Source organism: Nocardia barduliensis (genome assembly GCF_013315795.1).
Lineage (GTDB): Bacteria > Actinomycetota > Actinomycetes > Mycobacteriales > Mycobacteriaceae > Nocardia > Nocardia barduliensis.
The window spans coordinates 12,711-24,475 of record NZ_JABLTE010000041.1 but is presented as its reverse complement, the minus strand read 5'-3'; the positions used below and the strand labels follow the sequence as shown (position 1 = coordinate 24,475).

The following is an 11,765-nucleotide window of genomic DNA, read 5'->3' as shown; positions in this document are numbered from 1 at the left end:
TCGGTTCTCCGCAGGGTAGTCCAGCCGACGGCCGCCGCTAACGACCCAGCACCGCGAGCATGCCCGCCACGGACCGCGGCCAAGTGAACTGCTCGGCGCGGTTGCGCGCGGCCCTGCGCCGACCGGCCTGCGGCATGGCCAGCACGTCGCTGACCGCCCGCGCGAAGGCGGAGGGATGGTCGGCGGCCACCGCACCACAGTCGGCGGTCACGATGTCGGCCAGCGCCGAGGAACGGCTCGCGACCACCGGCGTGCCCGCGGCGAGTGCCTCCAGCGCCGCGAGCCCGAACGTCTCGTGCGGGCCGGGCGCCAGCGAGACGTCGGCGGTGGCAAGCAGTTTCGCGACCATCGCGCGTTCGGAGATGAACCCGGTGAAGTGCACGGCAGGCACCCCGCCCGGCAGCGGCGCCAGCGCGCGAGCCCGCCGCCGCAGCGCGTCCCGGCGCGGACCGTCCCCCGCCACCACCAACCTGGCCTCGATGCCCGCCTCCCGCAACGCCGCGACCGCCTCGATGCTGCGGTCCACCCGCTTCTCGACCGACAACCGGCCGCAGTGCACGAGCAGCGGATGACCTGGCACGCCGAGATCGGCGCGCAGCCTGCGATCGCGCCGGTGCGGGTTGAACAGTTCCAGATCCACCCCGAGCGGGACCAGTTCCACGTTCGCCGCGCCGATGCGCAGGAACTCTTCCCTGGCGAATTCGGTGGTGCATACGACGATGTCGTAATCGGTGGCGGTGTGCCGGTTGGCGACGTCGGCGCAGCGGCGCGCCACCGGGCCGGGCAGCACCTGTCCCAGCAGCCGGTCCAGCCGCTCGTGCGAGATCATCACGCCGGTCACATCGCGCCTGCGCGCCCAGCGGCCGAAGCCGCGCAGGGTGAGCCGGTCGGACACCTCGAGCACGTCCGGCCGCAATCCGTTCAGGACGTCGGCCACCCGGCGCGGATCCGCGGCACGGTAGCCCCCGGTCCCCGGGATGGCCAACGCGGGCAGCGTGATGCGCGCGACCCCGGTGGGCAGGATCTCCTCCGACCTGCGCGCGCCCGGCACGATCAGCACCACGTCGTGTCCGGCGGCGACATACCCCTCCCCCAGGTGGTGCAGCGCCGTGCGCAGCCCACCCGAACGCGGGCCGTAGAAGTTCGCCAGCTGAACTATGCGCACGTGGCCGATCGTGCAGCGGATCGGGTTACCGGCGCCCAACGGTGCGTGAACAGTGGTGAAAGAACCGGGTAACCAGTGGCTGCGACCGCTTTCTCAGTGCGCGGGCAACCCGCGCCCGGCCTTGGGCAGATCGAGGTCGAGCGGAATCCGGCCTGCGGCGAGGTGGGCCTCGACCTGCTCGGCGGGCATCGGCTTGGCGATCAGGAAGCCCTGCGCACGGTAGCAACCGAGGCCGACCAGCGTACGCGCGGCGACCGCCGTCTCGACGCCCTCGCCGACGACGCCCAGCCCGAACGAGCCGGCCAGGCCGATGATGGATTTCACGATGGCCAGGTCGTCGGTGCTGGCGCCGAGCCGCTGCACGAACCCGCGATCGATCTTCACCGCGTCCACCGGCAGCGCTTTCAGATGCGACAGCGAGCTGTAGCCGGTGCCGAAGTCGTCGATGGCGATCTGCACGCCCATCCGCTTCAGCCCGCGCAGGGTGACCTGGGTCCTGGCCAGATCCTGGACCACTACGTGCTCGGTGATCTCCAGGCACACCGAGCTGCCGTCGATGCCGAACAGGCGCAGGATGTCCTCGATGCGCTCCACGAAATCCAGGCTGACCAACTGCACCGGCGAGACGTTGATCCGCATCACCACGTTGCCCGCCAGCCCGCGGCGGCGCCACTCGGCGAACTGCGCGCACGCCGAGCGGATCACCCAGCGCCCCAGCTCACCGGCCAGGTTGGTGGCCTCGGCGACGGTGACGAACGCGGCGGGCGGTAGCAACCCCCTGGTCGGGTGCAGCCAGCGGACCAGCGCCTCCAACGCGACGATGCGGCCGGTGCGCAGATCCACCTCGGGCTGGAAGTGCAGCAGCAGCGAGCCGTCCGACACCGCGCCGCGCAGGTTGAGCTCCACGTCGTCCTGGAGTTCGAACTGGGCGCGCATGGTGTCGGTGAACACCGCGACGCCGTTGCCGCCGCCCGATTTCGCCGACAGCAATGCGTGGTCGGCGCGGCGCAGCACGTCGGCGACGGTGGTCTCACCGGGGAAGCCCAGCGCCACCCCCACGCTGGCGCCCCGGCTGACGGACTCGCCGCCGACGGTGACACGCCGGGCGATCAACTGCTGGATGCGGTTGGCCTCGTACTCGGCGGCCACCGCGTCCATGGGCTTGGCCGGAACGATGACGAATTCGTCGCCGCCCAGGCGCGCGATCATGTCGTTCGGGTCCAGGTTCTCCCGCAACCGCGTCGACAACGTGCGGATGAAGTTGTCCCCCGCGGTGTGCCCGAGAAAGTCGTTGAGGGCTTTCAAGCGGTCCAGGTCGAGGAAGAAGGCGGCCACCGGGCCGGGGCTGCCGGACCGTAATCGCTCCTCCATGTGCTCGAGCAGCGCGCGGCGATTCGCCAGGCCGGTCAGATCGTCGTGCAGCGCGATATATCGCAGCCGCTCCTCCGCGACCACCCGCGCTTGCAGTTGCGCGAACAGCGCCGCGATGGCCTTGAGCACGTTGAGTTCGCGGGTGCTCCACTCGCGGTCGCCCGACTTGACGAACCCGAGCACGCCGGTCGGCTCGCCACGCGACAGCAGCGGCACCGCCGCCGAGGTCACCCCGGCGATGCCGGACCCGCGGCGGACGGTCTCCTGGTAATCGGCGAATTCCGGCGTCGGGCGCGCCACCATCGGCTCGGTGGCGTTCTCCAGCGCACGGAACACCGGGTCGGCGCCGTCGAAGTAGATCACGCCGAGCGGGTCCGGATCGGGCACGTTCTGCCGGTGCGGCCACTCGGCGATGAGCACGGTTGCCCGGCGTTCGCGGTCGGTGTGTCGCACGTAGCTGAAGTCGACGTCGAAGTACTCGACCAAGTGGGCGAGGACGCGTTCGGTTGCGGCGACCATGGTCGTGGCGTCCACACCCATGAGCTCAGAGGCGACCTGGGTCACCAACGAGTCGAGTGTCCGCCGTGGCACATTGTCTCCGATCGCGCTAACTACTGGTGTCCACACCGAGCACCGGACGCCGCCTGCTGCGTACGGTGGCGGCGGAGGCGTAGCTCAGGCGAAGCACCAACGCCATGGTCTCATGCTCAGGCACTTCCAGCAGGTCCAGGAAACGGCCCTGAAGTGACGCTAGTGTATCCGCGAAGTCGGGAGAAATCGCAGCAAGTTCCGCATGGCGTCGGACGTAGAGGTATACCGGCGAAATCGGTTGCACGCACAATCCGAGGCGTTCGGCCCGCACCCAAACCCGCGCGACGGCCGCGCCCGCTTCCGCGTAGTCGGTCAATCGCGGGTCGGTGGCGTCGAAGGTCACCGCGAGAATCGCGGAGCTGGACCGCACCCGGTCGGCGGTGTATTTCCCCAGTGCCGAGCCGCCCGACCAGGAGCGCAACTGCGCCATGACGTCGGCGCGGGTGGTGATCTGGAATGCCGCCCACTCGTCGTCGGTCAACTCCAAGCTTCGGGCATCGATCCCGGTGTCCGGGTCGTCGTCCGGCCACCGGACCTCGGCGAGCATTTCCTCGTATAACCGGGGCGTGAGATAGCGAATTCGGTCGGAATCCCCCAGCAAACGTGCCGCAACATCAATGTCCTGCCGATCCACCACCGCGCGCGCATGCGCGCCGGCCGCCTCGGCGACCGCTTCGAGCGCATCGAGCACCCCGTCGGCCAGCTCGGCCCCGGTGCCGACCCTGCGGTTGGTCTCGCGACGCAGGACGGCGGGATAGTCGGCGGCCAGCTCGGCGCTGCGGTCGTTCCCCAGCCGCAGACGGGCGACCAGGCGGCCGGAACCGGGCGCGCCCTCGACGAACTCGTGCGGGCCCAGAATCCCGTGCGCGGCCGCCGCCACCCGCGCGTTGTACACAGCGGCGCCGAGCGCGACCGCACTGCCGCGATAGCCGATATCCATCGCCGTGCTGTGCTCGCGCGCCAGCTCGATCGAGATCTCGCTGTCCCCCGCACGCAGCGACCACGGCTGCATGTTTCCGCCGGACGGAGCCCGCTGCGCGCAGGCCAGAACGCTTTCGATCGGCCCCGCGGCAGGCTCGGGCGGTGCCTGCGGCCACACCGGCTCGTCGTTCGGCGGCGGGTCGGCCAGCTCGTCCAGGTGCCGTTCCACATCGATCCGGACGCGACCGGAATCCAGCTTCGCCCCCAGTCCGATGCGGCGGACCGCGGCGACCACACCGGCGGCGCCGAGGGTGACGTCACCGGCCAGCTGCGGCCAGCTGGTCACCGTTTCGCCGACTTCGACCAGGCTCGCGCCCAGCCGCGGCGACAGCCCGGCGGCGCCGAGCAGCCGCACCACGTACGGCGCCTTCTGCCGCGCGGTCAGCCCGCGCAGGTCCGCCGCCCGGACGTCGCCGAGCAACCCGTGGAACGCCGGGCGCTCGGGTTCGAGATCGAAACGCTCGACGTCCAGCAAACCGCGGTCACTGGTCTCCATGAGCAACGGAATTCGGTGCCGGGCCGCCGCCTCCCTCACCACCAGCTTCATATCGAGGGAATCACACTCCTCGACGACGATCGCTAGACCGTCCAAGAACTCGTCCACCGAATTCTCGTCGATACCCGCTTCGAAGACCCGCACCGGCAGATAGGGATCCAACTCGGCAATACGGCGTGCGGTTACCACCGCTTTGTTGACGCCGATGTCGAACAGCGTTCCCGGTACACGATTCAGATTGGACAACTCGATTTCGTCGAGATCGGCCAAGCGCAATCCACCGCAAACTCCCTCCAGGGCGAGCAGATGCGCGATCGCGTGCCCGGCGCTCTGCCCGATGATCCCGATGGTGCGTTCGGCGAGCCGATCCTGTTCGGCTCCGGTCAGTTTGTTCCTATTGCGATCCAGCCGAATCGCCCGGAAAGTCCGCGGCCCCGGCAATCCGATCACCGCGGCCCGCCACGGATAGTAGATCCAGCGGTCGGCTTCGGGCCCCTCGTGAATATCCGGCGGGGCGACCATTTTGCCGCGCTCGGCGTGTAACGATGCGCGCAGATCGAGGAATTCGACGTGCGGGTCCGCGCGCAGGGCGGCGAGTATCCGGGCGTCTTCCGGTTCCGCCGGGTCCAGGATCAGCGGCCGGTGGTCCGCCACTCGGGGCCGGTCATCGCCCATGTCCGCGCCGGCCCTCCGTCCCCCGGCCGACCCCGCAGCGTGCGCCGGGCGCGGCCGCGGCGGGCAGGCCGAGCGCGTCCTGTTCGATCTGCGTGAGAGACCGCTGCGAGTGCTCGGCGAACGCGGCGTAACCGCGGGTGTCCCACCACAGCGGAACGGTTCGATAGCGCTGGTCGGGATACGGGACCGCGGGGATGCCCTCGGCGAGCACCGCGCCGCACGCTTCGTGCCGGGACACGGTGAACGAGGCCACCGTCGCGAAGCCGTAGCGGGCGCCGAGCAGCCGCGCGGCGTGCAGCACGGTACGCGAGATCGCGGCGCCGAGCTCGGCTCGGTTGTCCGCGTCCCGGGCGACCCACGCGCCCTTGGCCTCGATCACGCCGTGCGGTATCCGGTCGGCGATCATCCGGCGCAAGGCGCGCGCCCCCGGCCGACCGGCCCATTCGACCAGCGCGTGCGCCTGTCGCGCGTCGGTGTACGGCCCTTGCATCCGCACGCCCGCGAGCAGGTCGCCGTGGGTGTCGAGTGCGGTGAAGAACAGCGACGTCGATCCACCGTCGGCGACCGTGTCGTATTCGAGTGCGTGTTCGACTCCGAAACGCCGGTAAACGTCCAGCGCCCCGTCCAGATACCGGCGCCAGAGCTCCGGCTGAACGTTCGGTTCGGAGACAAAGAACGCACATTCGGATTGCGCGTCGTAATACCGCAGCACTCCCCGCCCATGGGAGTTCTCCGGCACGACTGCAATCAGATCCACAGTCATGTTGTTCCTACTCCATCGCCGCGCTGTCATGCGCGTTTGATCCAAGCCCGATGCAGCCCCCCGCGGCCCTGCGCCGAGATGAAGTTGCCCAGGGCAGTATCCGTCATCCGACAGGAATTGACCAGCCGTCCGGCTAATCTCCCGGAAACTCTCCGGTACACGCGATATCTGCGCAGGTCAACCTATGCGCAATCAATATCGTAAATAACATGGAGACCAGTCGGTTCGGGGATAGTTACTGTCTAGCAAGCTATACGAGGATAGAAATGAACAACTCCACCGACTCCGGACCGTGCCAGATCTCGATTTCTTCACGGTAGGCACGGGTGATCTCGGCCGACGCCGTGGCGTCGTCCACCTGCGCCCACACGTCTTCCACCGGATCGTGATAGTCGCCGTTGGGCGCGAAACGGGCGTAGACGCCTTTCGGCACCCGCACCAGGATGTCGCCCACCGGCACCGCGTCCGGCGCCGGGTACTCGAAGCAGACCACCGCGTTGTAATTTCCGGCCGGATCCGGCACGTACACCGTGTACATCGGACGGTCCTCGCCCGCCCGGTCGCGCAACCGGTCCTTGAGGAACTCGATCAGGTCGCTGTTGCTGACCTTGAAGCTCGGGCGCACGCGCGGAACCACCAGCCCGCCGTAGACCGCCTCGGCACGCACCACGATCGCATAGCTCATCGCGCGTCGACCGCCAGGTACAGATCGATCTTGTAGGCGTGCGGATAACACTCGAAATCGCCGGTATAGGTCCGCTTGATCTGGTTGTGCTCCTCGGCGTAGGCGATCTGCGTCCACAGATCGGTCATCACCTGCGGGAAGTTACCCACCGAGGAGAACCGGGCGTAGGCGCCGCGCGGCAGCCGAGCGACCAGGTGACCGCGGGTGACGTCGTCGAAGGACGCGCACTGATAGCCGACGATCTGGGTGTTGTAGGTGCCGAGTTCACCGGTGTAATCGGTGTAGGCGCTGGCCAGCGGCCCGCCGAGTTCCTGGTGCAGCACCGCCGCCCAGGCGGCCTCCAGATCGCGGTCCCGCAGTTCCCCGAGCGCGCGTTTGGGGCTGCGTACCGGCAGCCCGGCAACCCACGTCTCGTCCCGCTCGACGATTTCAAACTGCATGAAAAGACTCTTTCGAAGGAAGCCGGAGGTGAACCCTCGCATCCGGTCGGTCGGAAACGCCATGCTACCAACCCGGACCGGGTGGTTCCGATCACATATCGGCCCCGATCGCCGCACGATCACCCCGCTGAACTGGACGGATGTCCGAAGCGGTACGGTCCGGACGGGACCGGTCGGCGAACTGCGCCGCCGCCCGGTAGCGCCGAGGCACGGTGGGCACGAACGTCCGGTTCGCCCATCCCGTGGCACCACCGAACGGAGTTCTGATGACCGTGACGCCGATCTCCGGCCGACACCGCCGCGCCGCCGCGGGGCGCCCGTCCGCGCGTCACGCGGGCAGTGCGCGCGCCGCCGATCCGGACGGCTGGTACTGACGTGTGCCGGAGCATCGCCGAACTCGACGCGGCGGTCGCCGACTGCTTCGCCTGCCCACGCCTGGTGGCGTGGCGCGAACTCGTCGCCAGAGAGAAGCGCGCCGCGTTCCGCGACCAGACCTATTGGGGCAGGCCGGTCCCCGGATTCGGTCCGGCGGACGCGCGGATGCTGCTCGTCGGACTCGCGCCCGCCGCGCACGGCGGCAATCGCACCGGCCGCATGTTCACCGGCGATCGCAGCGGCGATGTGCTCTTCGCGGCGCTGCACGCGGTGGGCCTCGCCAATCAGCCGACCGCGGTCAGCCGCGACGACGGCCTGCGGCTGGACGGCGTGCGGATCACCGCCCCGGTGCACTGCGCGCCGCCGGACAACAAGCCCACTCCGGAGGAACGCGACCGGTGCGGTCACTGGCTGGACACCGAATTGCGCCTGCTCGCCCCCACCGTGCGCTCGGTCGTCGTGCTCGGCGGATTCGGTTGGCAGGCCCTGCTGCCGGTGCTGGCCCGCGCGGGCTGGGTCGTACCGCGTCCGCGACCGAAGTTCGGCCACGGCGCGCACGTGGAACTGACCGCGACGGACGCGGGCCGGGCTCCGCTGCACCTGTTCGGCTGCTATCACGTGAGCCAGCAGAACACCTTCACCGGTCGGCTCACACCGGTCATGCTCGAGGCGGTACTCGCCGACGCGGCGGCGGCCGCCGGGCTCGCGGTGCGGCGCGGTCACGCACCGCACGGGTGACCGGTCGCGCACCGGCACTTCGATCCGGCGGCTCAGACGTGGTCGACCAGAGTGGGATGGCCCGCTTCGTGAGCGCAGTGCGCACAGCAGAAGTAGTCGCCGCGCGCCTCGACGCCGTGGCCGAGGATGCGGCAGGAGCAGTGCGTGCACGTCGGGGCCATGGCGTTGATCGCGCATTCGAAGCTGTCGAAGGTGGCCGACTCGCCGTCACGGGTGATGGTGAACGTCTTGTCGTACTCGTTTCCGCACGTGTCGCAGGTGGCCATGGTTTCACCGGTCCTCTCGCGTCGATGGGCAGAGCATCGCAGTTCGCGGTACCCAGCGCGGGGGACGCAAAACGGACCCGGCGACCTCAGGCCAGGCGCAACGCGCCCACCGGGCAGCTGTCGACGACCAGTTCGAGCAACTCCCGCTCGGACGCGGCGACGGTGCCGGGCGGCGCGACGATCCCGTCGTCGTCGACGCGGAACAGATCGGGCGCGAGCGCTTCGCACATGCCGTGCCCGGCGCAGACGGTGCGGTCGGCGATGATCCGCATCGGTCAGATCCGTTCCAGCCGGATGGGCAGGCCATCGGCGGGCACCGGGCCGGTTCCGGCGACCAGCGGCATCCGATAGCCGTCCGGCACGCTCCAGCGATACCGCAACAACATCTGGTGCACAACGGCTTTCACCGTCATGCCGCCGAAGTAGAGGCCGATGCACTTGTGCGCGCCGCCGCCGAAGGGCGCCCAGGCGAAGCGGTGCGATTTGTCCTCCCTGCGGTGGTCGGCGAAACGTTCCGGATCGAAGACGTCGGCATCGTGCCAGTACGCCTCGTTGCGCATGAGGCCGTAGGTGCCGCACATGATGAGCGTCCCCTTCGGCAGGTAGTACCCGAGGATGTCGGTGTCGGCGATGGTTTCGCGAACCTGCTGGGCCACCGGCGAATAGACCCGCAGCGCCTCCTTGAACGCGAGGTCGAGCGAGGGCAGGCGGTCGAGATCGTCGTAGTCGAGGGCGGGCTTGCCCAGCGCGACGGATTCCGCGCGCAGCCGCTCCTGCCATTCCGGATGCCTGCCGAGTTCGTAGACGAGCATCGACGCGGCGATGGTGCTGGTGTCGTGGGCGGCCATCATCACGAAGATCATGTGCTCGACCACCTCGGCGTCGGTGAAGGTCTCGCCGTCCGCGGTGCTCATCCGGCACAGCACACTGAACAGGTCGTCGCCGCCGCTCGCGCGTTTGGCGGGCAGCTCACGGCGGAAATGCTCCTCGAGCACGCGGCGCCCGCGCACGCCGCGGGCCCACACCCCGCCCGGCACGTTCGCCCGGATCATCGCGGCCCCACCGCGCACCGCGTCCTCGAAGGCGCGCTCCAGCCGTGCGGCGTCGGCGCTGAGCTCCGCGCCCGCGAAGACCTCGGTGGCCTGCTGGAGCAGCAGCTCCTTGATCGCGCGATAGACGCGGAAGTCCTCGCCCGGCTCCCATCGATCGATGCCACGGGTGATGCGCGGCGTGGTCAGGCCGAGGTAGCCGATCAACCGAGGACGGGTGAAGGCCTGCTGCATGATGCGGCGGTGGAACAGGTGCTCGTCGAAATCGCGCAGCAACAACCCGCCGCGGAAGAACGGGCCGATCAGCCACTCCCAGGCGCGCTGCGCGGAGAGCACCTTGTCCCGGTCCAGCATCACCGCCTCGTATCCCTCCGGGCTGCCGAAGGTGACCATCCGCCGACCGAGCATGCCCATCCACTGCACCGGGCCCAGACGATCGAATCGCATCCGCGCGAACTCGATCGGGTCGGCCAGCGCGTGCAGGGTGTAACCGATCCCCGGCGGCCCGAAGTCGCCGAGCACCGGTTTCAGTCCACTGCCGGGCGGCGGATCGGCCAGCGGGCGCACCACCGTGGGGTAGGACGCGACCAGCCGCGCAGCCGCCCGCTGCGCGTGCCACGCCCAGGTGACCCGCGCCTGACGGACCGTGCCGGCGACCTCGTTGACCGACTGGGGCACAAGCAGACTCATAGCAGTCTTCCCTTCGCGACACTGCGATGGTCAGACCATATAGGAAACAAGCGTTTCCGTAAACGTTTGTTTCCCAATTGTGGCTGTGCCAAGCTGGCGAGGTGACCCGTACCGTCAGCGGCACCTACCGCGGAGCCTCCACGGCCGAGCGCCGCGAGGATCGGCGCAGGAGGCTGCTGGACGCCGCCCTGGACATCATCGGCACCCAGGGGTTGTCGGCGCTCACCGTGCGCGGCGTGTGCGAACAGGCCAAGGTGGGGCCGCGATTCTTCTACGAAGCGTTCCCCGATCTCGACGCGCTCGCCGCCGGCGTGCTGGTCGAGATCCAGCAGGCGGCGCTCGACCGGGCGAAGGCCGCGATCGCCGAGACCACGGGCACGCCCGGCGACCGGATCCGCGCGGGGGTCGCGGCCCTCATCGTGGAACTCACCGACGATCCGCGGCGGGCGAAGGTGGCGTTCGCCCAGACCTACGGCAACGAGGCGCTGATGCGCAGCCGGTTCGCGGGCATGCGCCAGGTAGCCGACGCCATCATCGAGCAGACCCGGCTGGTGCTCGAACTGCCCGAAGGACAGGACACCGCGATCGCGGCGACCTCCCAGCTGATCACCGGCGGCGCGGCCGAATTGGTGCTGGTCTGGCTGGACGGCGGACTCGACGTCGACCGGGACGGGCTGATCGCGCTGCTCGCGGATTACACCGTGGCGATGATCGATCGGCTGCCCGCGGTCGCCGGACGACTGTCCGGCCTCACACCAGATTCCTGATCAGCGCGGAAAGCAGCGGCTCGCGCAGCCCCGGCAGCGCGGCGAAGTCCCCCGCGACGACGCGATTGGTCGCCAGCGACACCACCGCGCCGATCACCGCCTCGCCCACCAGCTGCTGATGCGGCCGGGTCGCCCCCAGCGCCGCCGCGAATCCGTCGACCAGAGCGGCCTGGGTCGCCAGCCGCCGCTCCAGCACCGGCCTGCCCGCCGCGTACACCTCCACCAGGAAGACCTTCGCGACCTGCGGTTCCTGCGCCAAGGTGGCGAAGTACGCGGCGAGCGCGCGATCGATCCGCTCCAGCGCGGTGCCATCGCCCGCGAGCGCGTCCCCGATGCGGGTCATCACGATTTCCACGGCCATGTCGTAGGCGGCGAGGAAGCACGCCTCCTTGTTCGCGAAATGCTGGTAGAAGGTCACCCGCGACACCTCGGCCCGCTTCAGCACGTCCGCCACCGTCGCCGCCGCGTACCCCTTGTCCGCGGCCGCCTCGATCATCGCCACCAGCATCCGGGACCGCTGCGCCGCGACCACCTCTTCCGGCGCGATGCCGTGATTTCCGCCGTGCAGTTTCCCGCCCGCCCGCGCTTTCAGCAACGATCCTCGCTCCACGTACCGATGCTAAGCATTCGCGCACGGGGTCGGGCGTCTTCCACGATGCGCGGCAATCGCAGCCGGGAACGATGCGCGACGAGGCACAATGGCCGTCCGAGAA

The 11,765-nt window shown here is 69.4% G+C and carries 12 protein-coding genes; 2 read left to right on the top strand and 10 right to left on the bottom strand.

Translation table 11 applies throughout. The annotated features are described in order from the left end of the window. Positions 1-37: 37 nt before the first annotated feature. The 6 genes from HOV91_RS19085 to HOV91_RS19060 form a co-directional block, all read right to left on the bottom strand. Positions 38-1,165 carry a glycosyltransferase gene (locus tag HOV91_RS19085; RefSeq protein ID WP_174186758.1) on the bottom strand — a complete coding sequence of 376 codons (1,128 nt, stop codon included), beginning with the start codon at positions 1,163-1,165 and terminating at the stop codon, positions 38-40. Positions 1,166-1,258: 93 nt separating this feature from the next. Then, on the bottom strand, positions 1,259-3,100 hold the full coding sequence (locus HOV91_RS19080) for a putative bifunctional diguanylate cyclase/phosphodiesterase (RefSeq protein ID WP_312884694.1): 1,842 nt from the start codon (positions 3,098-3,100) through the stop codon (positions 1,259-1,261). Between the two features lie 43 nt (positions 3,101-3,143). Next, positions 3,144-5,279 (bottom strand): Rv1355c family protein, encoded by a 2,136-nt coding sequence (locus HOV91_RS19075; RefSeq protein WP_174186757.1) that lies wholly within the window; start codon positions 5,277-5,279, stop codon positions 3,144-3,146. Then, entirely contained in the window at positions 5,269-6,042 is a 774-nt protein-coding gene (locus HOV91_RS19070) for a hypothetical protein (protein WP_174186756.1), read from the bottom strand. The genes HOV91_RS19075 and HOV91_RS19070 overlap by 11 nt, the downstream gene beginning before the upstream one ends. Positions 6,043-6,292: 250 nt before the next feature. Continuing rightward, positions 6,293-6,727, bottom strand: a complete 435-nt coding sequence (locus HOV91_RS19065) for an effector binding domain-containing protein (protein WP_043731971.1) — start codon at positions 6,725-6,727, stop codon at positions 6,293-6,295. Then, positions 6,724-7,167, bottom strand: coding sequence for a GyrI-like domain-containing protein (locus tag HOV91_RS19060; RefSeq protein ID WP_039801088.1), 444 nt, complete (start codon positions 7,165-7,167; stop codon positions 6,724-6,726). The genes HOV91_RS19065 and HOV91_RS19060 overlap by 4 nt, the downstream gene beginning before the upstream one ends. A gap of 339 nt (positions 7,168-7,506) precedes the next feature. On the opposite strand from HOV91_RS19060, the gene HOV91_RS19055 reads away from it, so the two are divergent. Next, positions 7,507-8,280: a uracil-DNA glycosylase gene (locus tag HOV91_RS19055; protein WP_438822679.1), complete on the top strand. Its 774-nt coding sequence runs from the start codon at positions 7,507-7,509 to the stop codon at positions 8,278-8,280. A 32-nt stretch (positions 8,281-8,312) separates the two neighbouring features. Here the strand turns inward: HOV91_RS19055 and HOV91_RS19050 are convergent, their stop codons facing one another. The 3 genes from HOV91_RS19050 to HOV91_RS19040 all read right to left on the bottom strand — a co-directional run bounded on the left by HOV91_RS19050 (position 8,313) and on the right by HOV91_RS19040 (position 10,285). Continuing rightward, positions 8,313-8,546, bottom strand: coding sequence for a metallothionein (locus HOV91_RS19050; protein ID WP_174186754.1), 234 nt, complete (start codon positions 8,544-8,546; stop codon positions 8,313-8,315). Positions 8,547-8,632: 86 nt separating this feature from the next. Beyond that, a complete protein-coding gene (locus tag HOV91_RS19045) occupies positions 8,633-8,818 on the bottom strand; it encodes a ferredoxin (protein ID WP_174186753.1) in 186 nt (61 codons plus the stop codon). A 3-nt stretch (positions 8,819-8,821) separates the two neighbouring features. Continuing rightward, entirely contained in the window at positions 8,822-10,285 is a 1,464-nt protein-coding gene (locus HOV91_RS19040; RefSeq protein ID WP_174186752.1) for a cytochrome P450, read from the bottom strand. Between the two features lie 101 nt (positions 10,286-10,386). On the opposite strand from HOV91_RS19040, the gene HOV91_RS19035 reads away from it, so the two are divergent. Next, positions 10,387-11,052: a TetR/AcrR family transcriptional regulator gene (locus HOV91_RS19035; RefSeq protein ID WP_174186751.1), complete on the top strand. Its 666-nt coding sequence runs from the start codon at positions 10,387-10,389 to the stop codon at positions 11,050-11,052. On the opposite strand, the gene HOV91_RS19030 is transcribed toward HOV91_RS19035, so the two are convergent. After that, positions 11,036-11,662 (bottom strand): TetR/AcrR family transcriptional regulator, encoded by a 627-nt coding sequence (locus HOV91_RS19030; RefSeq protein WP_174186750.1) that lies wholly within the window; start codon positions 11,660-11,662, stop codon positions 11,036-11,038. The two genes, HOV91_RS19035 and HOV91_RS19030, sit on opposite strands and share 17 nt — an antisense overlap. Between the last annotated feature and the right edge of the window lie 103 nt (positions 11,663-11,765).